The sequence below is a fragment of the Proteus sp. fly-1013 genome, from assembly GCF_040140245.1.
GTDB lineage: Bacteria > Pseudomonadota > Gammaproteobacteria > Enterobacterales > Enterobacteriaceae > Proteus > Proteus mirabilis_B.
Map to the genome: position 1 here is coordinate 345,935 of NZ_JBEEWD010000002.1, position 23,732 is coordinate 369,666.

22 protein-coding genes are annotated in these 23,732 nt (G+C 39.0%); 3 read left to right on the forward strand and 19 right to left on the reverse strand.

Annotated features, from left to right (window positions below; genetic code table 11):
* Positions 1-61: 61 nt before the first annotated feature.
* The 6 genes from ABN236_RS05480 to ABN236_RS05505 all read right to left on the reverse strand — a co-directional run bounded on the left by ABN236_RS05480 (position 62) and on the right by ABN236_RS05505 (position 6,616).
* Entirely contained in the window at positions 62-388 is a 327-nt protein-coding gene (locus ABN236_RS05480) for a type II toxin-antitoxin system RelE/ParE family toxin (protein ID WP_196532323.1), read from the reverse strand.
* Complete coding sequence (locus ABN236_RS05485; protein WP_004245167.1) at positions 363-593, reverse strand: ParD-like family protein; 231 nt, start codon at positions 591-593, stop codon at positions 363-365. Before ABN236_RS05485 ends, ABN236_RS05480 begins: the two co-directional genes overlap by 26 nt.
* Positions 594-896: 303 nt before the next feature.
* Positions 897-2,516, reverse strand: coding sequence for a bifunctional metallophosphatase/5'-nucleotidase (locus ABN236_RS05490; RefSeq protein ID WP_349473537.1), 1,620 nt, complete (start codon positions 2,514-2,516; stop codon positions 897-899).
* Positions 2,517-2,535: 19 nt separating this feature from the next.
* Complete coding sequence (locus ABN236_RS05495; RefSeq protein WP_069368615.1) at positions 2,536-3,312, reverse strand: ribonuclease T2 family protein; 777 nt, start codon at positions 3,310-3,312, stop codon at positions 2,536-2,538.
* A gap of 86 nt (positions 3,313-3,398) precedes the next feature.
* Positions 3,399-5,354: a bifunctional 2',3'-cyclic-nucleotide 2'-phosphodiesterase/3'-nucleotidase gene (locus ABN236_RS05500; protein WP_088493724.1), complete on the reverse strand. Its 1,956-nt coding sequence runs from the start codon at positions 5,352-5,354 to the stop codon at positions 3,399-3,401.
* 83 nt (positions 5,355-5,437) lie between these two features.
* Positions 5,438-6,616, reverse strand: a complete 1,179-nt coding sequence (locus ABN236_RS05505) for a porin (protein WP_349473538.1) — start codon at positions 6,614-6,616, stop codon at positions 5,438-5,440.
* A gap of 1,328 nt (positions 6,617-7,944) precedes the next feature.
* Here ABN236_RS05505 and rdgC point away from each other — a divergent pair.
* On the forward strand, positions 7,945-8,853 hold the full coding sequence (rdgC, locus tag ABN236_RS05510; protein WP_349473539.1) for a recombination-associated protein RdgC: 909 nt from the start codon (positions 7,945-7,947) through the stop codon (positions 8,851-8,853).
* A 326-nt stretch (positions 8,854-9,179) separates the two neighbouring features.
* Here rdgC and ABN236_RS05515 read toward each other — a convergent pair whose 3' ends face one another.
* The gene (locus tag ABN236_RS05515; protein WP_349473540.1) at positions 9,180-9,881 is read right to left on the reverse strand and encodes a DAPG hydrolase family protein; all 702 of its coding nucleotides are present in this window, start codon (positions 9,879-9,881) and stop codon (positions 9,180-9,182) included.
* 93 nt (positions 9,882-9,974) lie between these two features.
* On the opposite strand from ABN236_RS05515, the gene ABN236_RS05520 reads away from it, so the two are divergent.
* A complete protein-coding gene (locus ABN236_RS05520) occupies positions 9,975-10,613 on the forward strand; it encodes a TetR/AcrR family transcriptional regulator (RefSeq protein WP_088493728.1) in 639 nt (212 codons plus the stop codon).
* A 78-nt stretch (positions 10,614-10,691) separates the two neighbouring features.
* Here ABN236_RS05520 and yedF read toward each other — a convergent pair whose 3' ends face one another.
* The 12 genes from yedF to hybO form a co-directional block, all read right to left on the reverse strand.
* Positions 10,692-10,934, reverse strand: coding sequence for a sulfurtransferase-like selenium metabolism protein YedF (gene yedF / locus ABN236_RS05525; protein ID WP_006535172.1), 243 nt, complete (start codon positions 10,932-10,934; stop codon positions 10,692-10,694).
* Positions 10,931-12,157 carry a selenium metabolism membrane protein YedE/FdhT gene (gene yedE / locus ABN236_RS05530; protein WP_088493729.1) on the reverse strand — a complete coding sequence of 409 codons (1,227 nt, stop codon included), beginning with the start codon at positions 12,155-12,157 and terminating at the stop codon, positions 10,931-10,933. Before yedE ends, yedF begins: the two co-directional genes overlap by 4 nt.
* Before the next feature lie 208 nt (positions 12,158-12,365).
* The gene (hypE, locus tag ABN236_RS05535) at positions 12,366-13,385 is read right to left on the reverse strand and encodes a hydrogenase expression/formation protein HypE (RefSeq protein ID WP_088493730.1); all 1,020 of its coding nucleotides are present in this window, start codon (positions 13,383-13,385) and stop codon (positions 12,366-12,368) included.
* Positions 13,382-14,518: a hydrogenase formation protein HypD gene (gene hypD / locus ABN236_RS05540; RefSeq protein WP_075674243.1), complete on the reverse strand. Its 1,137-nt coding sequence runs from the start codon at positions 14,516-14,518 to the stop codon at positions 13,382-13,384. Before hypD ends, hypE begins: the two co-directional genes overlap by 4 nt.
* Positions 14,505-14,771, reverse strand: coding sequence for a hydrogenase maturation factor HybG (gene hybG / locus ABN236_RS05545; protein ID WP_006535180.1), 267 nt, complete (start codon positions 14,769-14,771; stop codon positions 14,505-14,507). Before hybG ends, hypD begins: the two co-directional genes overlap by 14 nt.
* Positions 14,762-16,015: a hydrogenase nickel incorporation protein HypB gene (gene hypB / locus ABN236_RS05550; protein WP_088493731.1), complete on the reverse strand. Its 1,254-nt coding sequence runs from the start codon at positions 16,013-16,015 to the stop codon at positions 14,762-14,764. The genes hybG and hypB overlap by 10 nt, the downstream gene beginning before the upstream one ends.
* 62 nt (positions 16,016-16,077) lie before the next feature.
* The gene (hybE, locus tag ABN236_RS05555; protein WP_088493732.1) at positions 16,078-16,572 is read right to left on the reverse strand and encodes a hydrogenase-2 assembly chaperone; all 495 of its coding nucleotides are present in this window, start codon (positions 16,570-16,572) and stop codon (positions 16,078-16,080) included.
* The gene (locus ABN236_RS05560; protein ID WP_006535184.1) at positions 16,569-17,057 is read right to left on the reverse strand and encodes a HyaD/HybD family hydrogenase maturation endopeptidase; all 489 of its coding nucleotides are present in this window, start codon (positions 17,055-17,057) and stop codon (positions 16,569-16,571) included. The genes hybE and ABN236_RS05560 overlap by 4 nt, the downstream gene beginning before the upstream one ends.
* Positions 17,057-18,760, reverse strand: coding sequence for a hydrogenase 2 large subunit (gene hybC / locus ABN236_RS05565; RefSeq protein ID WP_194951836.1), 1,704 nt, complete (start codon positions 18,758-18,760; stop codon positions 17,057-17,059). Before hybC ends, ABN236_RS05560 begins: the two co-directional genes overlap by 1 nt.
* Positions 18,757-19,938, reverse strand: coding sequence for a Ni/Fe-hydrogenase cytochrome b subunit (gene hybB, locus ABN236_RS05570; protein WP_088493734.1), 1,182 nt, complete (start codon positions 19,936-19,938; stop codon positions 18,757-18,759). The genes hybC and hybB overlap by 4 nt, the downstream gene beginning before the upstream one ends.
* Complete coding sequence (gene hybA / locus ABN236_RS05575) at positions 19,925-20,938, reverse strand: hydrogenase 2 operon protein HybA (RefSeq protein WP_036911746.1); 1,014 nt, start codon at positions 20,936-20,938, stop codon at positions 19,925-19,927. Before hybA ends, hybB begins: the two co-directional genes overlap by 14 nt.
* On the reverse strand, positions 20,935-22,059 hold the full coding sequence (gene hybO / locus ABN236_RS05580; RefSeq protein WP_075674248.1) for a hydrogenase 2 small subunit: 1,125 nt from the start codon (positions 22,057-22,059) through the stop codon (positions 20,935-20,937). Before hybO ends, hybA begins: the two co-directional genes overlap by 4 nt.
* A 1,058-nt stretch (positions 22,060-23,117) precedes the next feature.
* Here hybO and ABN236_RS05585 point away from each other — a divergent pair.
* Complete coding sequence (locus ABN236_RS05585) at positions 23,118-23,243, forward strand: hypothetical protein (protein WP_349473541.1); 126 nt, start codon at positions 23,118-23,120, stop codon at positions 23,241-23,243.
* The last annotated feature ends 489 nt before the right edge of the window (positions 23,244-23,732 follow it).

A 23,732-nucleotide genomic window follows, 5' to 3' on the forward strand; every position in this document is an offset into this window, starting at 1 on the left:
GTGGGCTTTTTTTTATTACATTCCCACAAAGCAAGAATGGTGGCCTTATGCCACCATTCTTTTATGATTTAATTAATTTCAAATCGGTTTTTCGCTGTTTTTTCTGAGCATCATAGAAATTTTCATGAGACCCTATATGCAGTAGATATAGCTCAACTTTGTTGGCTATCCACGAATAACCTAGTAGTACAGTTAATTCATTAAGCCTAAATTTGTGTACTCTAAGATAAGCAAGATCACCCTTTTTCTGCTCACCAATCAATGGATTATCAATTATTTGATCAATTTCATCTTCAATAATTTTTACATCTGATTCAGGCAATTTTTTCATTGCCTTTTCAAATCGAGCCGACTGATAAACATCAATCTCTTTTTGTGGTTCGGACATATCGAGAAACCTTTTTGTTTTCGACTTCCGCCTGTGCCAGTAACAATTCTTCGATAAAGCTATATGGCAGATCAGGGTTATCTTCAGCTATACGCCCTATTTTAGCCCAGTGCTCAATTTGTTTAGGAACACTTCTGCTTTTCGCTTCCGCATGAATTTTAGCATCAGACACAAAGTCTTCATCTAGTCTTACGGAAATAGCCATGCTTTACACTCCAAGCCATCTGGTTTATAGGTTTATAGGTTTATAGGTTTATAGGTTTATAGGTTTATAGGTTTATAGGTTTACTTAATTAAAGATCTTATTCACATAATGCGACATTTTATCGCGTTAAGCAACAATAAATTCCATCATATTTAAAATACACTAATAAAAAAAGAGCAAAGTGCGCAATGAATACAAAGGTAGGGATGGACCCTTTGTGTTCAACACTTTGCTCTCTTTATTTATTTACGCACCCTTTACCGAAGTAAAAGGTGCGATTTTCACAAGGCGTATGAAAATACGTTATTTACGTGTGATGTTATTTGCTTTTGGTTGAGCAATTGGAGACTGCTCAGCAAAGTATTTCACGACTGCATCAACATCTGGCACGCTGTAAACTGGATCTTTACCTTCTTTCAGTACAGAGAAGTTACTACCACCTGTTGCTAAGTATTCGTTAGCAACAACACGGTAATTCGCTTTCATGTCTACTGGTTTGCCATCAATTTTCATTGATTCAACGATAACACGGTTACCATTAGAAGCTTTACTATCCCATGTGTACTGGAAGTTACCTGAAACCGCTAACACTTGTGGACGTGAACGATCCCATTGTTGTTCTAACAGGCGTTTAATTTGTTCACCCGTTAACGTTTGAGTTAACAGTACGTTAGAGAATGGCTGTATAGTGTAGATTGCGTTATAAGAGACGTCGCCGCCTTTCATATCAGCACGGATACCACCGCCGTTCATTAAACCGATTTGTGCGCCACCCATTTCTTTAGGTTTTGCAGTATACAGATGTGCATCTGCGATCACTTGACCTAATCCAGACTCACCCGCATCGTTAGTTTGCTTAGTTAAATTACCTTCTAACTTACCGATAATACGGTTAGCTAATGGGGTAGCAATTTTTTCGTAAGCTTCTAACAGTTTGCTAACTGCTGGATCTTTTTCATATTTACGGTTATCAACCCAAATATTTTTTGCATTGATATCTACAACGTCTTTCGTTGTTTTATCTAATTTCAGGTCGATACGCGTTAACATTGCACCGTTAGATTGCGCAGATGTCACTGATTTACCGTTGATAGTACAGTTGTAAGCTTGGTGAGTATGACCAGTAACAACGAAGTCAATTGCTGGATCTAATTGCTCAACAACGCCCAGTACTTTACCTGTAATACCATTACATGCGTTGATATTAACTGGGCCACCATCACGACGCTGTGCAGCACCTTCGTGGATCAGAACACCAATTGCTTGAACGCCTTTCGCTTTTAATTGTGGTACTAATGCGTTGATCGTTTTTGCTTCATTGTGGAAGCTTAAACCTTCAGTTCCTTTAGGAGTTACGATAGCCGCTGTACCTTCTAAAGTTAAACCGATGAACGCAACAGGAATACCGTTGAATTCTTTAATAACGTATTCTGGGAATAAAGTTTTGCCAGTTTCGTTAACAATAACGTTAGCCGCTAAGTATTGGAAATCTGCACCTTTAAACTCAGTTGGACCTTGGCAACCAGTTACTGGGTGGCAACCACCGTTTTGTTTACGCAGTAACTCGCCCATGCCTTTATCAAATTCGTGGTTACCCACAGAAGTTGCTTCTAAGCCCGCTAATGATAATGCTTCAATTGAAGGCTCATCATGGAACATTGAAGATAACAGTGGGCTTGCACCAACCATATCACCCGCCGCAACAACGATGTTGTTCGGGTTATCTTTCTTCATTTCTTTAATTAACGTAGCCATGTGCTCGATACCACCAGATTTACCTTCTGGTGCTTTCAGTGCGCCGTGGAAGTCGTTCATTGCGATAACACGCACATCAACAACATTAGCTTCGTCGTAGTTTTTTGCACAACCTGCTAATAAGACTGAGCTTACTGCAAGTGCAACGAGTTTGTATTTATGATTCATTTAAAATTTATCCCTAAGATCAAAATTCACGTTTCGGACAATCAATTACTTCGAAATCTTTGCTATAACAGATATAGAATTCATCTCGATTAATTTGAATTTCTTTGTCCTTCAGTGATGGATTATGTTCTTTTAAGAACTTAATCAATGCACTGTTTGAAGGACGGCCTTCTGGTAATACTAACGCTTCATACAACTCTTTTTGTTTACCAAAGAATGCATCTGGTGTATCAAACGCACACACACCGTGTTTTTCCCATTCACCTTGTAACAAGTCGATACCTGGAGAATCACACAGATAAGGTTTGATAGCAGAGTATTCTAAAGGTGGTAAATCGCCTTTACATAAACGAGGATGCTTGCGTATGTCTTTCCAATCGCGGCACTCTTCCCATGATTTACCATCACAGGTTTCAGCCCACAGCCCATGAACAATCCAGCCAAATTTGTTGTCAGAGAAGCACTGGATTTCAAATTTATCGTACTCACGTTTTGCACGATCTTTTTCATTATCGTTATTTAAACGTTTAATATTATTGCTTTTGTAATCACAAAAAGCCGGTGAGTAGTTAATCGCTAACTTAAAGTAATCTGTTGATGCTGTGCTGTTTTGACCATAGCGATCATTAGAAGCAATGTAGTCGTAAGGTGCTGTTGGAGCATCAGGTAAAATACAAGATACGCCTTCAACTAATTTAGCTTGAGGTTTTAATGGTTCTGTAATTTCAGGTGCTTGCGTTGCACATCCTGCTAGCACTAAAGCAAAAGCAGCAGGTAATAGCTTCATAAAGCGCATAAAATCCCCTTAAAGAGCAATTAAATCTACTCTCTTGGTTCAAAAAAGGTAAGAAAAACCTGCCCTGAATGGGCAGGTTTAATAGCTTATTTCTTCTCAGTTAAATCGATTTTGTAAATTGCAAAACCGATTTCATCATTTTCCACGAAGGTCATTGGATACTGAGCAAAATCTTTAATAAACGCAGCAGCTTTTTCACTTGGAGAAGTTTCAAAACGTACATCTAACGCTTTATCAGTCTTAATAGGTAAGAATGACCAGTTGTTAGCAGCTTTAGTCGCAACTTCACCTTTTTCTTTAGTTTGCTTAGCAATGTAAGAAGCTAAAATCGCACGGTTTTCATCTGGAGATGCAAACGCAATATTCGCTTCACCAGTACCTGCAAATTTACCGCCGTATCCACGGTAGTTATTTGTTGCGATCAGGAATGTTGCTTTAGGATCGATTGGTTTGCCTTCGTAAGTCACTTCTTTGATACGATTCGCACCTTTGTTAACCACTTGGCAATCAACGTCATATTTAGCTGGTTGAGTTAAGTCAACTTTATAGTTCACACCGCTAATGGTGTCGAAGTTATAAGTACGGAAACCATCCCAGTTGATCAGTTCTTGTGGTTTAGTTGAATTAGGATCAACTTGGTTCCACATACCTGCTGAACATTCTAACCACTCAACAACATCAGCACCGGTCGCTTTAACAACCACTAATGTGTTTGGATACAGATATAAGTCTGCCGCGTTACGGAATGTTAAGTCACCTTTTTCAACTTCTACGAAGTCTGCTGGTGCATTTTTACGACCACCCGCTTTAAATGGCGCAGCTGCACCTAATACTGGTAAACCGTCTAAGTTCGGATCACCTTGAATAAAGTGTTTGGTGTAATCAACTTGTGCATCATTAACGATTTGTACAGTTGGATCGCTTTGTACTAATGCTAAGAAGCTGTACATGTTGGCAGAAGCTTTACCAATGTGTTTACCCACGAAATCACGGGTACCTTGGTGTGCTTTTTCGATGATTTGAGCTAATTCAGCATCACGTTCAACTAATGCTTTTTTGTTTGCTTTATCAAAGATAGGACGCGCTTCACCTGTTGCTTCAGTCATCACCCATTTACCGCTGTCGTTATTGATAACCATATCAACGACACCTAAGTGATCACCCCATTGACCAGGCATAACAGCAGGAACACCGTTTACGGTACCTTTCGCTGTATCTACACCTTTAATGCCTTCAAATTCTTTGCTTGGGAATACGCCGTGAGCGTGACCGAACATGATTGCATTGATACCTTCAACTTCGCTTAAATAATAAACAGAGTTTTCAGCCATTGCTTTGTACGGCTCTGACGCAAAACCAGAGTGAGGAATAGCCACAATCAGATCAGCACCCTCTTTTTTCATTTGAGGGACGAATTTTTTCGCTGTTTCTGTAATATCGTTTACAACGACCTTACCATCCAGATTGGCTTTATCCCAGATTAAGATCTGTGGTGGTACGAAGCCGATATAACCAATCTTGATAGTGTGTTCTTTACCATCACGATCTTTTACTGGTGTATCAACAATGATATAAGGTGTGAAATAGTTTTTGCCTGTTTTCGCATCCATCACGTTGGCGTTGATGTAAGGGAATTTAGCACCGGCAATGGCTTTTTTCAGGTAATCTAAACCATAGTTAAACTCATGGTTACCAAAGTTACCTACTGTGTAGCCCATGGTGTTCATCAGTTGGTGAGCTGGATGAGATTCGCCTTTTTCTAAGCCTTTAGCTGCTTGATAGTCAGCCAGCGGGCTACCTTGGATCAAGTCGCCGTTATCAACTAAAATCGCATTGGTTGCTTCAGCTTTTGCTGCTTTAATTAAATTAGCAGTACGGACATAACCAAACTGTTCTGTTGGTTTGTCTTTGAAGTAGTCAAAGTCGATTAAGTTACTGTGAACATCAGACGTCTCCATAATACGAAGATCGACTGTTGCAGCATTCACGTTGAATGCGACAAACATTGCTAATGTTGAAATTTTCAACACATTCTTAACCATTACACACCCCTTATATATTGGTTAACAGGAGAGCAAAATGGCTCTCCTTTCGTTACTTCTGTTAAACAGTCTCTTTGAAAGGACTAGAAGTACAGACGCATACCTGTTTCGAAGATATATTGTTTAGTATCTTTATACGCTTCGCTATCACTACGAGCATCATCGTATGCCATTTCAGCGAATAAACGTAAGTTGTTGTATTTAGATACCGCAAAACGTTTATCTACACCTACAGTATAAGTCTCTTTCTTATAGTTGTATGTGTTAGCATCACCATCACGCAGGTAGTAACCCGCATACATACCACTTTCGATACGATCCCAATGCCATTTCACACCAACACCATACAGATCAGCTTTCCAATCACCTTTGACTGAATATGAACTAGTTGGTGCTGTACCTTGAGCAACTACGTTGCTTGAGTTTTTAGCACGAGATTGACCATAGTCTAAACCGATAGAAAATTCACGACCTGGGAAGAAGTATTCAGCACCGAAAGCTAAAATACTGTTCTCTGGTTGCTTACCTTTGTTAGGACCATCATAGAAGTTTTGTTCACCCGTCGCTGATGAGTACCCACCATCAAACTCTAAACCGAAAGTTGATTTATAGAAACCAACAATAGAGTAAGCATTACGAATATCGCCTTGTTTACGATCACCTGGTTTACCGTCTTTCTCATCTTTACCATCTTTACCTGTTACAGTTGCAGCTAATTTAAAGCCTTCATAACGGTTAGTTTCAATAAAGATAGTCTGTGGTAAACGGGTCATAAAGTTGTTTTTACCAACACCATTACTTTGACTACCAACAGAACGACTTAATACATCACTAAAGTAGAATACACCTGTGTTACCGTAGCCATAGCTTGATTTTTTCACCCAGTCGATCGGAATATAGGTACGACCAAATTGGATTTGACCATAATCACGATGAGAGAAACCGACATAACCCACACGGTTGAACATATCAAAGTTGGTATATTTGTTATCACTATTAGTTTTTTGGGTATCTGAACCCCACTCTAATTTACCAAATACTTTGATATCGTTAGTCAGTTCGTGTGAACCAAAGAAACCGATACGGCTACCGTCATCACGCATACGCATTTCGTGATCTTTGCTAGTCACTTGCGTTTTTAAACGGAACTGACCGTTTACATCAAAACGTGTACCTTTATCGTTATACACGTTTACTGCGTTTGCAGATCCAGAAAGAACCAACAAACCAACCAGTGCTGCTAGAGGCTTCAAGCTTTTCATGATTAAAATACCCATCTATTTTCTATAGTTTTATGATTTTCTTTAAGGTCAAAAATAATACCGCCGTATATAGTTGACCTGAGATTCAGACAAAAGATCTCTGCCACGAATTTCGAAAAAGAAAATCGCTCTCACAATTGATAATTTTTATAGCTACTAATTATGACTCTACAAAATTTTCTTAAAGGTTTTAATTTCCTTGACACAGACGTAATCACCAATAAGACACAAAAATAATATCCTCATTATATTTTAAATAAGGGCATTGCTTTTATTTCTGTCAGGAAAAGAAATAGGTCGTTGAGTTTTCGATGGCATGTTACTCAAAAAAAAGCCCTACTTTCGTGATGTAGCCCACAATTACACCAATGTGCATTTTCATGGTTACATACCCAAGTGATAGGTATCACAATTAAAGGTAAAGATACGTGTTTTTTGAACTTAATCAACTTTTAAAAAATAGTACTTTTGGATTTTTCTTTTATATTTCATTTCTTTATAAGACTCTTTTTTTTGCTAATAAAAAATTTATCTCCCTATTTAATATATTTAAAAGGAAGTATTAATTTTAACCACTAAATAAATAACACTAAAGATTTGTATATTGTTATTCCTAATTAATAATTTTTTATCTTTATATTTATTTCTTATTTAAATAAAGGCAAAGTCGAATTTAAATACAATTTAACTAGTGGTAACGAGTAGCAGACCATCATAAAAAGAATAATTATCTACAAATATCAAAAAGAGAAGCACAAGAATACTATTCAATCACAATATCTAATCAATACGTACAAGTAACAACATAATCGAATTAAACATTACAAAACCTAAACTATTACCATGGTTAATATAAAAAGGCCAATCGTGCTCTTTTATCGATATTTGAAAAAAAAATATCAAAATTTGTGATCATAATCACTCTTATAATTGTGAAAAACACCCTCTCACATTTTCCTAATTTTGTGATAATTATCACATGAGAGTGTCAGGAATATTTTTGTTTTGTAAATTAATGCAGGGATAAATCTGAAAGTGATTTCAGTTTGTAAACAAAAAAGGGTATAAAAATAAAATTATGTGATTATTATCACATAATGGTTTGTACTAAAAATCATGTTATTTCATTATCAATATTCTTAATTAACTCAACACAAATAAGAATAAAACTCATTATCATATAGTAGATTTACTAATTATTCGTTTCAGCTTTTTTATCTTTTTATTAAATAACTCTGTATTGGTTTTCTTTTAGGGGATATTACCTTTTAGATACCCTAAACATTCAGTATCATATTGCGGTAAATAATGATTAAGGGGAATGTCAGATGCTGTGGTTTAAAAATATTTTGGTCTATCGCTTAAATAAAGAGATAGCACTGTCAATGGATGAGTTAGAACAACAGCTTGCTTCATTGGCATTCACACCTTGTAGTAGCCAAGATATGACTCGAACAGGTTGGGTTTCTCCAATGGGCGATCGTGGTGAAGCGCTTATCCATGTGACTGGTAAACAAGTCATGATGTGCGCACGAAAAGAAGACAAAATCTTACCTGCGACAGTCATTAAGCAAGCACTACAAGACAAAGTTGAAAAACTTGAAGGTGAACAAGGTCGTAAACTGAAAAAAACAGAGAAAGCCACCTTAAAAGATGAAGTGGTACACACTCTGCTTCCTCGTGCATTTAGTAAATTCTCACAGACTTTCATCTGGCTGGATTTAGAAAAACAGCTAGTTATTGTTGATTCAGGCAGTGCAAAACGCGCCGAAGATAACTTAGCGTTGCTACGTAAAACCTTAGGTTCATTACCGGTTATTCCACTAAACTTTAATGAATCCGTTGAGTTAAAAATGACAGAGTGGGTACGCTCTGGAGAGCTTCCTGCTGGCTTTACCTTAATGGATGAAGCAGAGCTAAAAGCGGTGTTAGATGAAGGTGGCGTTATTCGTTGTAAGAAACAAGAATTAGTTTCTGACGAAATTGCGACACATATCGAAGCGGGTAAATTTGTCACTAAACTTTCTGTAGATTGGGAAGATCGCCTGCAATTTATGCTTTGTGATGATGGTTCTATCAAACGCATTAAATTCAGTGAAACTTTACGTGAGCAAAATGACGATATCGATAAAGCCGATTTTGCCCAACGCTTTGATGCCGACTTTGTTTTAATGACGGGTGAATTAAGCGCCTTAATTGAACGCGTCACCGAAGTCCTCGGCGGCGAAGCAGAGTAATCTGCGAATAAAATACAACAAGCAGATCAGTCCAACCACTGATCTGCTCGAAGTTACTCTCTCACACACTCTTTTATTCTTTTACTCTCTTATTCTTCTATTTTTGTCTTCTTCTACTCTTTATACCCTATTGAATACTCTAAATAATTCAAAATGTAGCTAGGCGACAAATGAACGAGTCGCTAGGAGCATACAATAGTATGTGACTAGTGCGAGTAAATACCGTCAACAACGCTACAGCTTGAAGTATGACGAGTATTGTTTGTGACTAGTGCGAATGAATACCGTCAACAACGCTACAGCTTGAAGTATGACGAATATTGTTACTACCAAGGCAACGCCCCCTTCTCCCCATTCGCATGCTCACCGTAATACAATGACGGCAAGAAGCGTGAAAGATAAGTAAACTCATTATAACAGTGCTGCAATAACCCAAAAGCTATCTCGTCTGGTAATTCTACTGCTGGATTTTCTAATGAGTGACCTAAATAAAAACGGCTTCTTAATACACATCCCCAATCCGTATCTCGCGTTAAATGCACCATTTTACCGTCGGTAGGATCGCCATTTTCATCTGTTTTCACATCAGAGCCAAAACCAATAGTGGCACATACCGCACCAGAAAGTGCGCCTGTTTTATAGGCTTCTTCTAATAATGTGTTATCAAAAAAATCTTTCGCGTCATGGAATTTAAGTTGTGCTCCAACGGGTGGAATATCCCCTAAAGATTCAACCGCCTTAATTGATGCCCCGATATAATTTTTTCCTTTGATCCATTTATCATCCCAACCATTGTGAGCAACATGATCATGGGGATGCCACCAGCGAATATGTTGTGATGTTTCAAAAAAGGTAAACCACCACTCTAGCATCTTGCCTTTACAACCATGCAAATCGGTACGTACTGCGACCGTCAAATGCCCGGCATCATCCCTTTCAATTCCCATTTCTAAGCGTAATGGTGCGGGTGATAAAAGTTCATTAATGTCATTTAAAGCCCAAGGTAAATGCAATGTTTGTTTTTTCATTTTCTCAACTCCAAACAATTAAGAAACGCATCTCGTTTCCTAATTGTTTTATCTCTAAAGAGTGATAAAATCAACTAAAAAAGAGGCTAAAAAATGACAGACAGCAAGATTAATCAAAAACGAGGACGCCCTGCCCGCCCTGAAGAAGAGATCCGCCAAGAAATATATGAAGCGACCATGAGTTTACTTTTAGAGCAGGGTTACAGCGCAACAACCATTGATGCCATTGCAAAACAGGCAAGCATTGCCAAAAAAACGATTTATCGTTTTATCAAAGATAAAGAAGACTTAGTGGAACAAATTGTGTTGTCATGGACTGACAATTTCGTCGCTATTTTTCATGATAAGGCAACTGATTTTGACGAGTTTACCCTGTTGTTATCACAACATTTAAACAGCATGACTCAAACAGTGCTTAATGATAAAGCGGTAGGCTTGTATAAGTTATTGCAAGAAAACTTTCCTAGCCGTGAAATGCTTATGGAAAAATATCAACGAAGCGGAATATTAAGAGGTCGTAGTCTACTTACGCAGTGGTTACAACAACAAGAAAAAAACGCAATAATCAGGCATTATGATTATGCAGTATTAAGTGATCTTTTATTAGCGATGGTGATCGCTGAACCTTTGCGTCAAATTGCATTAGGGATAATCCCTCCAACGCCAAAATCTGATTTTAGCCCTCGAATTCAACAAGCTATACAGCTTATTATCCCGATATTAAAACCTTAAAAATAAAAACAGCGAGTCAGCATTTATTGCTGTACTCACTGTCTTTATTGCGATTATTTCAACTAAGATATCTGATCATTATTTTTGAATTAAATAACGGATAGTCGGGCCATCTTGTTGAATATCTAACACGGTATAACCGTAATTTTTCGCATCAAGTGGAATATTGTTGATTGATTGAGGACAATCACTCACCACTTCTAATATTTCGCCTTTTTTCAGTGATGGCATAGCTTCAAGCGTTGCCACCGCAGGATAAGGACAAGGTTCACCGACCATATCTAGACGATAATCAGGAATAATGGTGTCTTTCTGGCTCATACGATTTCCTTATTGAGCTGTGTTGAAATAGCGTTTTCTTGTTGTGCTTTTTTACGGAAAAAGTGTTTTTCCCACCAAAGTAATAATGCAAATGACAGACCAAGCATCAGATACGTCACACCCAAACCACCCACAGGGCCAAAGGTATCAAGTAAATTAATCTTGTCATAATCAGTTGCGATCACAGAGGCAAAATCATCCCAATAATAAGCCAGTAATGTTGAACCGATTACGTTACCAAGCCCAACCCACCAAAAGTGAATTTGACCTTCAACGGCACGATACATCCAACCTGTTTCACACCCACCAGCCAGAACAATACCGAAACCGAAAAGTAAGCCACCAATGACGGCGTTCGGACCTGCCCACATAATTTTAGGTGCGGCACCTAACTGAACATAACTGAAGATCCCAATCGCACTCACCGCCATACCGATGATAATCGCTTTTGCCATATGGGTTCTGCCTGTTATCCATAAGTCACGGAAAGCAGAAGTAAAACAGATTTGAGCACGTTCAATTAAAATACCAAAACCAATGCCGCCTAACATAGCGAAACCCAATTTTGGTGAATCAAAGAGAATAATTAAAGACCACGCAATCATGGCAAAAAAGATAACCATTCCCAATCTAAAGCGACGTTTCGCACGTTGTTTATCTTGAGTGATAGGTGAAGCTTGACTGACTTTTTGCAGTTTTACCGGAATACGAAACAAAGGCATCAATGATAATTTGGCACCAAAGTAAGAGCCGATTGCCGTTGCAACAGCAAAAAACCAAGCATGTAAAGAGAACTGAGGAATACCAGTAAAGAATGCCGCAAGATTACAACCCATAGCTAGACGAGCACCAAAACCGGCGATGATCCCACCTAGAACAGCTTGAAGAATACGAATTTTATGTTGAGGATGACGAAGTTTAACGTTGTTAGCCCAAAGAGCGGCCATAATACAACCTCCAAACATCCCGATAATCATAACGCCATCAATACGCGTTAATGGCGTACCTTCAAGACCGATGATTTTAAAATAACCCCATTCTTCAGGGTGAGCGCCAAACCATTGCATAACGTGACCACCCCAGCGAGTAAATTCACCAGTGACAGCCCAGAAAGTGCCGGTTAAACCAAAGTAGTAAGTTGATAAGATACCTGCCGCGATAACTGCTGGAAGAGGCTTCCAAAAACGGATCAGGTACTGGGATTTAAATTCTGACCAAGACATGTTTTTTCCTAGAGCTTACCTCTACGAGAGACCCTCTCCACGCAGTAGGATTGACCGAACATGTTACTCCGATAATTTTTTTATCAAAGAGTCAGTATTCAGATAAATGAGAGAAATTTGCGTTATAACAAATTTTTTGTAACAGGTAGGAAACTTATCCCACTTATAAATCTTGTGATTATTCAATCTATAAGTGGGTAATAAGTGATTAGCAAATACGAGGTAATGGCTCGTTATAAGGTAAGTCAAGAATACGGCTAGTCCCGAAAATTCCTGTTAACCGAATATAATGATCCTCGGTCACTTCACCAATCGTACAAGCGTCTTTACCTAAAGTATGTTGATGTAACGCTTCAAGTACTTGAGCTTCAGCTTCTGGTGATACCACTAAAACAATTTTTCCTTCGTTAGCAAAATTTAGTGCTTCAAGCCCTAATAATTCACAAACGCCACGAACAGATTGTTTCATTGGTAATTTGCTTTCATGCACATTCATGCCACAACCACTGGCTTGAGCAAATTCATGTAAAATTGCGGTCACTCCGCCTCGTGTTGCATCACGTAAGGCGCGAATTCCTTTAATCTGACGTAAAGGTGCAATCATTGGCTCAAGAACAGCGCAGTCACTTTGTAGATCTGCTTCTAATCCTAAATTTTCACGCAGATTTAGGATTGTTGCGCCGTGATCGCCAATAGTACCGCTCACTAAGATCTTATCGCCCGCTTTGATATTGCTTGCTGCCCAATTAATTGCCGTTGGAATAACCCCAATACCCGCAGTATTGATAAAGATCTTATCCGCAGCGCCACGAGGAACCACTTTCGTATCCCCTGTGACAATCTGTATTCCTGCTTGCGCAGCTGCTTTCGCCATCGCCATCACAAGGGTTTCTAGGGTTTCAAATGGAAGCCCTTCTTCAAGAATAAAACCACAAGAAAGGTAACGAGGAACCGCACCACCGACAGAAAGATCGTTAGCTGTACCGCAAACAGATAATTTACCAATATTTCCGCCGGGGAAAATAATGGGATCGATAACATAGCTGTCTGTACTAAATGCAAGACGATCGCCAAGAGTCGTTAACTCATTTAACGCGATCCGCGCTTGATCTTCTTTTTCATTTAATAACGGATTATCGAACGCTTTTAAAAACAGTCCTTCGATAAGTTGTTGCATACCTTGCCCACCATTTCCTTGGGCTAAGGTGATTTCATCAGGTTGTTTCATATATTACCTTCACGGCGATACTGATAATAAGCCGCACATGCACCTTCTGATGATACCATCAAGGCACCCAATGCCGTTTCTGGTGTACAACTTTTACCAAAGAGTGGGCAATCGGAAGGTTTGCATCGTCCTGTTAATACATCGCCACAGCGAGATTGTGGATTATCAGCCACTTTCTGCGGTGCAGGTGTAAAACGTAATTCAGCATCAAACTCAGAATAAGCGGGTGTTAATTGAATACCTGACATTGGGATTTCACCCAATCCGCGCCATTCACTGGTTTCTTTTAACATAAACACTTCGCTAAGTGCTTTTTGAGCCAACTTATTACCTTCATTCGGTACAATGCGACTATATTGGTTTTCAATACTTAAAACATAATCTGTATTTTCTGCTTTTGCTTTAAGTTGTTTAATGACCATCAGTATAGCTTGTAATAAGTCTAATGGTTCAAATCCTGTCACCACAAAAGGCTTTTCAAATTCGTCACATAGCGGTTGATATGGCGTACAGCCAATCACCATACTCACATGCCCCGGTGCAATAAAGCCGTCAATGCGGACATCATCTTGCTCAAGTAGGCAACGTAAAGTAGGCACGATAGTAATATGCTGACAGAACAGAGAAAAGTTTTTAAGTCCGCGCAATTTCGCTTGTTGTAGCGTCATTGCTGTACTTGGCATTGTCGTTTCAAAACCTAAACCAAAAAAGACAACTTGTTTGTCTGGATTATCTTGTGCAATTTTGAGTGAATCGAGTGGTGAATAGACAATACGAATATCACTACCACGACGACGTGCATCAAGCATTGAGCCATTACGACCCGGTACTCGCATTGCATCACCAAAAGTACAGAAAATTACGTCAGGACGAGCTGCGATTTCTAAACACGCATCAATTCGTCCCATCGGTAATACACAAACAGGACAACCCGGCCCGTGAACAAATTCAATTTCTTCGGGTAATAAGCGGTCTAAACCAAATTTAAAAATGGCATGTGTATGCCCACCGCACACTTCCATTATTTGTAATGGACGTTTAATAGGGTGAGGCCATTGTGAAATAGTTTCACGAATTTGGGCTAGTAAGGCTTTCGCAAGTTCGGGATCACGAAATTCATCAACGTACTGCATCATCAGCCTCTTCGAGGGTCACACCATAGACATGCTGTAATGCATCAAGAGTATCTTGTGCTTCTTGCTCATCAAGAATGCTCATGGCAAATCCCACATGAATAAGTACCCATTTGCCTAATAATTCACTAGGTTCGCCTTCACATACCATTGAAATATTAACAGCACGTTTGACGCCACTGACTTCGGCATAAGCGAGTTGGTGGACGTCTTCGCCCACCTCAACAATCTTAGCTGGAACACCTAAGCACATAAACGACTCTCCAACCAAGCTAACCACTCTTCCATACCTTCGCCTGTTGTTGCTGATAATGCGATGATTTCGATATTTGGATTAACACGGCGAGCTGATTCAATGCAAGCTTGAACGTCGATATTCAGATGTGGCACTAAATCAATTTTGTTGATAATCATTAAATCAGCCGCAGCAAACATATGCGGATATTTCAGAGGCTTATCTTCGCCTTCAGTGACAGAAAGAATAGCGACTTTGTGCTTTTCACCCAGATCAAAACTGGCAGGACAAACTAAGTTACCCACGTTTTCAATAAAGAGAACGCTGTTATCTTGTAAGCCTAATTGGTGTGTCGCATCATGCACCATTTGTGCATCAAGGTGACAACCTTTGCCTGTATTCACTTGGATCGCTGGCACACCGGTTTCACGGATACGATCTGCATCATTTGTAGTTTGCTGATCGCCTTCGATCACAGCACAAGGCACACGTTGCGCTAACTGTTTTAATGTTTGTGTTAACAGTGTCGTTTTACCGGAGCCGGGACTTGAAACTAAATTCAATGCCAACACATTTTGTTGTTCAAAATGTTCACGGTTATGAACGGCAATGCGGTTATTTTTATCCAGCACATCCATTTCAATTTTCAGCATACGCTTTTGGCTAATACCGGGAGCATGTGTTCCTGCTTCACCTTGGCCATAATGCATATTCTGATTTTCAATCACTGGGCTAAATTGCTCTTCGTGCTCGTGTTCATGATCGTGGTCATGTGCATGATCGTGATCGTGGCTGTGAGAATGGTGATGAGAATGTTCATGGCTATGATCATGAGCATGGTCGTGATCATGACTATGAGAATGGTCATGACTGTGTGAATGATCGTGTTCATGATGATCGTCATGTCCATGATGATGTTCATGGAAAACAGGGGTTTCGTTTAGCTGTGCATCGTTATGAAAATGAAGATGAACATCACCACTGTTATGGTAATAGTGGTGATGAACGATGATAGGCTGACCATGTGTTTCGTAGTTATGCTTATGCTTTTGTTCAGACTTATCAATATATTTATGAACAGTATTCGCTGGAGTAGCATTGTGTTCATGATGGTGATCATGCCCATGATGGCCGTGATCATGATGATGACCGTGGTCGTGATGATCATGGTCATGAGAGTGATGATGGTGGTGCTCATGTGAATGAGGCTCTACGCCTTCAATTCTGACATTGCCTTCGCCACAACCGCAAGTGCTACACATATTCTGACTCCTGTACTATTCAATAAGAAGAATGTGACTCAGTGTCGCGTAAAATTTCTACACTATGATCTTAACTGACCACGGAAGAGAGAACGACGACTTAAATCAACTTCTGCTACGGATTGTGTCTGAACAGGAAGAGAAAGAGCCATTTTTACACTATTTTCAACCAACTCAACAGCATGTTCCGCTGCTAAATGTCTATCAAGTGGCGACATTAATGAACAAGCTAGATACTGCATACCATCAGTAAGCTCACCCACAACGAATTTAATCTGACCACAAGGTAATTCTAATCCAATGCGATCACCGACTTTTCGATGTGGCCATTCTTGTGAAGGCCCTGGGAAGACAACTAGTTCTAGCATCCAAGGAGTAAGAACAGAACCAATCCACTGATTTTCAAATAAGGTAAAGCCCCCTGCTTTTACAGGAATGCCTTCGCGATAAAAAGGAAGCCCTCTCATCTCTTTTTCAGCGATTTCACTAAAACGTGTTTCAAGTTGCTCAACAGGCGGTTCATCATATCCTATGATATCCCAGCTTAATTCACTCATGCTGTTACCTCTTTAGGTGTGACAGAAATGCCGTATTCACGCAAAATATTCACCACATGTTCTAGTGCAATTTCCATTGATTTCTCACCAATGTCAGACAGTGACATGCTTGGCTCTAATGATGCAGGTTCAATTCCCACTAAAATAAGTTTACGTGGAAATTCATCTGTCATACGCAGTGCCATTAATACATCAGATAAACCTAGCTGATGAGGCGAGATCTTCTGTGTAAAAAGTGCGGGAACATCATCATCATGCAACACAAAAATACTACCTGGTTCATGATTACTTCTTACCGCATCAGCAACAATCAGGAGGTCTCTTGCAGCGATATCTTGCAAAATTTCCATACCTGATGTGCCACCATCAATAACATCGACGTTCTCTGGTAAAGAGAAGCGCTCTTCGAGCGCTTCTACTATACGAACACCAATGCCTTCATCGCTTAGTAATAAATTACCAATACCTAAGACGAGAGTTCGCATTATAATACCTTCACCTTACTTAGTTCTTTACCTGTTAAATCAACCATATGCACAGCACACGCCATACATGGGTCAAAGGAGTGGATAGTTCTTACCACTTCTAATGGTTTTTTCGGATCAGCAACAGGTGTACCAACAAGAGATAACTCATAAGGACCCGGCTCATCATTAAAGTTACGAGGACCCGCATTCCATGTTGATGGAACGACTGCCTGATAGTTAGTGATTTTACCGTCTTTAAACACGATCCAGTGAGATAACATACCGCGAGAGGCTTCTTCAAAACCAACACCACGATACTCTTTGCCTGGTTCAAACTCTGGTTTAATAAAGGCAGCAGTATCACCACGACCAATATTATCAACCAGTGATTGCCATAGCGTTGCCAGAGACTCTTGTAATACACACGCGTGAACGGTACGTCCAATAATGCGACCCCAAGTAGATTCTAACTGCTCTGTTACCAGTGTTTCATTGGTTAATTGAGTATAGATCTTGTTGATGTCGTTGTAGTTTCTAACAGTTCCTTCGTGCTTACCTGCTAAACCACACACTAACCATGCTAAAGTACCGACTTCTACAGGCTTGCCATAGAATGTTGGTGATTTAACCCATGAGTATTTGTTGTTCTCATCCCAACCTGTGTATTTAGGACGAGTTAAACCTTCCCATGGTTTTAATGGTTCATCATCTTCATACCATGCGTGTTTACCACTTTCTTCAATACCGTCTTTCAGGTTCTGATCTTTCCAGTCTTTAATTGGGCGATAAGTAGAGAAATCAATCCCTTCCATATAACCACCAGAAAGTAAGAACTCAGTGTTATTACCATTAATTGGTAATTCAGGTACAGACAGATAGTAGTTAGCGCCTTTACCGATTTTTAGCCATTCAGGATAATATGCAGCGAAAATAGCAGTATCCACTTTATAAACTTGGTTAACGAAATCACCCAGTTTGTCGATAAAGCTTTTCACGTACATTAAACGTTCTAAGTTAAGAACACTTGGTGCATCAAGGTTAATTGGGTTAGCCACACCGCCCACAGCCAAGTTTTGGATATGAGGTGTTTTACCGCCCAGAATAGCCACGATACGGTTTGCATCACGCTGGCACTCAAGTGCTTGCAAATAGTGAGCAACCGCAATCAGGTTAACTTCTGGTGGTAATTTCATGGCTGAGTGACCCCAGTAGCCATTAGCAAAAATACCTAACTGACCGCTATCCACTAAACCTTGGATTTTTTTCTGTACTTTTCTGAATTCTTCAGCAGAGTTCAGATGCCATTCAGAAACTCCTTTTAGCATCGCTGATGCTTTTTCAGGGTCGGCTTGTAATGCAGAAGTAATATCAACCCAGTCCATCGCAGACAGCTGATAGAAGTGAACGATATGGTCATGGATGATATGTGAACCTAAAATTAGGTTACGGATATACTGCGCATTGACAGGAATATCCATACCTAATGCGTCTTCAACAGCACGTACTGAGGCAATCGCGTGAACAGTCGTACAAACACCACAGATACGTTGCACGATAATCCATGCATCACGAGGATCGCTTCCTTTTAGGATCTCCTCCATTCCGCGCCACATGGTACCGGAAGACCAAGCCTTAACAACTTTTCCGTTATCAATTTCACAATCGACGCGTAAATGCCCTTCAATACGGGTAATAGGATCAATAGTAATGCGTTGGCTCATGATTTAACCTCAGCCTTTTTTAATTGTATATTTGAATCTGTTTGTGCAGGTAAAACCGGCAATAAACGGATAATAAGAATGTAAGCAGTTACTTCAAATGCAACGAAACCAATAGAAATCAGCAATTCGCTTGCTGTTGGGAAATAGTGGTAACCATTGCCTGGATTGTAAGCAACTAAAGAGTAGTTCATACGCCACATTGCTGCGCCGATTAAGATAAATACAGCACAAACAAACAGCATTTTTGGACTACGGCGGTTATTATTTAAATGCATCAAAATCAGAGGAAGTAATAACAATGCACTTTCAGCAATGAATAACCACGAGAACATATCCCCATTTCCGATATAACTCAGTTTACCGTTCCAAATAACTTCGCCCCAGCGACATACCAAGAAAGCAATCAGTAACACTTCAATCACGCGTGTTAACTTGGTAAATAGCGGTGTTTCATCATCATTCATGGTACGGCTTGCTTTTAGCAAAGAGCCTTCAAAAATAACGATAGTGAAACCAAGTAGGAAAGCAGTTAACAGAGAAAACAGCGGTAACATCTCATAAGATTGCCACAGTGGATGTACTTTCCAACCCGCTGAAATCATTAATGATCCCATTGAGGATTGGTGCATGGTTGGCAGTAAAGCACCAAGACCAATAATAAAGAACATCGCTTTGTTAAGACGTTTCAACGACACTTTCCAACCTAAACGTTCTAACAACGCAGGTAAGAATTCTAATGCCATCACCATAATATAGATGGTCATACAGGTCGCTGTTTCAAACAACACTGAGTTTACGTTAAAGTATTGCGGCATAAAGAAGTGAGGCATGTTCCAATAACGACCAATATCAATAGCGATGGATAAACCACCTAATGAATAGCCGAACAAGCTCGCTAACAATGCAGGACGCACTAATGGGTGAAACTCCCCTTTATTAAAGACATAAACAGCCCATGCAAGTGCCCAACCACCACATGCAAAGCCTGTTCCTATCAATAAGTCAAAGGCAATCCAAATACCCCAAGGATATCCCCCATTCAGATCAGAGACATCGCCCAGACCTAATACCAAACGCTTACCAATAAGAATAAAACCGAGCACAGCAAGCGGTAAAAATACTCTTACTGCTAGAGTAAATAACTTACCGCCAAGTGGACGAGGATCATGACTCGACATCGTTATCCTCCTTGTGGTGTTCCTGCTCTTGTTTTTTACTATTACGGTTAACCAAATAGGTGATCCCTGCAAGGGCTGCTATTGGTAATACCATGCCTTTATAAAGCGTATGTTGAATATGTTCAGAGCGCGCACCTGTTGATAATGGTGCCACTTCTGGCATTCCTAAATTGTCGAAAGGAACCGCAGAAAGTACCATGACTTGCGTACCACCACCTTCAAACTCACCATAGATATGATCTTGATATTCAGGAATTTTATGTAGATAAGTATCGCCACCACTAATGGTTTGACGAGGGTAATGATATTCTTCACCCGCTTTTTTCGCTAAACGACGTTTTGCTTCTTCCAGCAACTCTTCGCGTGTACCGAAAATAACTGCACCAGTAGGACAAACTTCAACACAGCCTGGTAATAAGCCTTTATCTAAACGCTCAACGCCTTTTTGGTTACAAAGCTCACATTTATAGAGCTTGCCAAATGGATCATCATAATCGTATTTTGGAATGTTATAAGGGCATCCCACCATACAGTAACGACAACCTGTACAGATATCCGCGTGATAATGAACAATACCGGTTTTTGGATCTTTGGTTAACGCAGAAACAGGACAAACAGAAACGCAGTTTGCATCAACACAATGCATACATTGTTTCTTAATAAAGGCATAACCGTTTTCCAGTTGGTCTTTATTTTCACCAGTACCATCACGCCAAATTTGAATAATGTTATTTGTGTAAGGACTTAATTTGTCATTGTTTGACCAAATCGGATCACCATTAGCGTAAGTATCACCACGCTCCATTGGCTCCGGGTGATTAATTTCCTGACATTTTGTGACACATGCTTGACAGCCTACACACAGTGTAGAGTCGTAGAGCATACCGAGAGACCCAGGAATTGGGGGACGGTTCTGCGCCGCAGCATGACTCGCAGTGGGTGCCATTCCCGCAAGGAGAACCCCACCTGATGCCAGCTTAAAGAAATGACGCCTATTCACCGTTTATCCTCCTGTGAGGCTCCTGTGGCATTCTTGTCACGGCCTAATTGACGCACAGCCATCACACTGACACCCGCAACTGCACCCACGACAGCACCCAGTAAGCCAGCAGCACCATAAGAAACACCACCACCTTCTTTTGCATTAACATCAGGTACTTGTGCTTTTGGTGTTGGCTGATAAACGTTCGCTAATTGGAAAATACCTTTAGTAAAGCCGATACCTTCTTCGTTACAACCATAGCAAGGGTGACCGATACCGACAGGCCAGATCCCACCACCGACATCGCAGAATTCTAATGTTGGGCAGTTACCATAAGTTTCAGGGCCTTTACAGCCTAAATGGTATAAACACCAGCCTTGACGATGACCTTCATCACCAAATTCTTTAGCAAAACGACCCGCATCGAAATGAGGACGACGTTCACAGTTTTCGTGAATTAAACGCTCATAAGCAAAAAGCGGTCTGTTTTTGCTATCTAACTTAGGCAATTTGTTGAAAGTAATAATATGTGCAACAGTTGCTAAGAAGTTATGTGGGTTTGGTGGACATCCTGGAATATTGATAACGGTTTTACCCGGTAAAATAGCTTCCAGCGATTTAGCGCCAGTTGGGTTGCCCCCAGTCGCAGGTACACCACCCCATGCAGAACATGAACCAATTGCAATAATCGCAGCAGCCCCTTCAGCGGCTTCTTTGATATGCTCAAGAATTGGTTTTCCTGCAACCATACAGTAAACACCGCCGTCTTTGTCTGGGATTGAACCGTCAACAACGAGGACGTACTTACCTTTATATTTCTCCATCGCATTGTGTTTATTTTCTTCAGCTTGATCACCAAAAGCTGCAGAAAGCACTTCGTGATATTCGAGTGCGATAACATCAAGAACGAGGTTTTCCAGAGTCGGGTGAGTTGCTCGTAATAAAGACTCCGTACACCCAGTACACTCCTGAGCACCAATCCAGATAACGGGTGGACGTTCAGGTGATGCCATTGCTTCAGACATTTCTGCGGCAGCTTTGCCGCTTAATCCCATGGTAGCTGACAGCGCAGCACACAATTTCATAAAATCGCGTCGGTTAATACCATGATGGGAAAAAACATTATTCCCCAAGGCCATATATCTCTCCTGATATGATGATTTTTAATTGGAATAATTTTAAAACACCGCCTTTTTAACACTCCGACACAATAATGACTTGATCATTATCAAGCGATAATTCATTAAAAAATAAATTATTCTTTTATGTGAGTAAAAACGTTTCAGCAATATAAGGTTTAATGTCTATTTTTTATATATTTCGTCATTTTAAATTTATTAAAACTCTATTTAATAATGATAAAGGAAATAGAAATAATTATCATTATCTCAACAATACAGCAAAAGCGAAAACTTAAAACCTTATTAATCAATAAATTACATATGAGACAAAAAATAACCAAATTATAAGACAATATATTTAAAATAATACAAAATTAATAATTCATTATTTCTAATTTCTAATAAAAATTATTAAAAATAGATTCTAATATATTTTTTAATTATAATGATGACTCTTTTTTTCATATTATCAACCTTTATATTACATCACAAATAATGTTAAAAATTGCATTTCATAAACAAGAAATGATTACATTAATATATTTAATTTCAGCTTATTTTCATTACCAATTTAGCAACTCTTCTTTTGTTATTAATTTTTAATCATCATCATAGTGTTTATTTTATAGACAAAAATTAACCTGTTTTTCTTATCATTTTTCATATAGTTATAAGTATATTCGTTTTTGGAATAAGAAGTTCCTTTAGTGTAAAATCGTTATAAAATTAAATACATATCGATATGTAACAACAATCAAAAGCTAAGATCATTAATAATTACTAATCAGTACATAATGGCAATAATTTCATTAGGTTATTTTATAACATATCCAATTTATAACGAAATTAACGTAAATAAAATTTAATGTTAAATCCCTGTTGTTTTTGTGGATAAAAAAAACACAATTTATCGATAAATAATCCCTAAATAGAGTCTATTTCTTTTTTTTGTGAGAATAGATAAAAGAAGTGGTCAGAAATCTAAAAAATTGAAAAATGCTTTGTTAACTGTTTGTGCTTTTTAATCAGGCAAATTCTCGCTGATAGCGAGCAATAAAGTGGGAATAAGCATAAAAATGGTACACAACAAAACACCCAATACCCACTCTGAAGATCTCGACTTAGCAGCAATAAGAACGGTAGAAACTATAGGAACGACAGGAACGACAGGAACGACAGGAACGACAGGAACGACAAAATAATAAGAACGACAGATATAACAAGCAAAATAAAAAAGCCATAACACCGAAATGTTATGGCTTCTAAATTTATTAAAATAATAAAATGCTATGTGTAGTTCTCTGCCTTTCACGCTTTATTTTACTCACCGCTTATCAAGGATAAGAAGTGGTTTGAATAAGTAAATAAAATCTACTTACCTGAAATTGGAATGACTGAAAACAACGGTCTACCTGGTGCAATAAAAAAATAAGTATCCAAATACGGATAACTTAGATAATAAATAAATTAGGCGTTTAAACACGTTACAGAATATTTCAATTTGTAACGTGGGTGCATTATATCCAATAAGATTTTTTGCGCAAGTTTTTTTACACTTAAATCAAATTTACATAAAGACATTATAAATCACAAGGTTATAGAAAAATTTAACTTTAAAAAGTTGATTTAAACAAATATAAAAATGAAAAAAAATGAAGAGTTAATGAATATTAATGTTAAGAGAGTTCAAA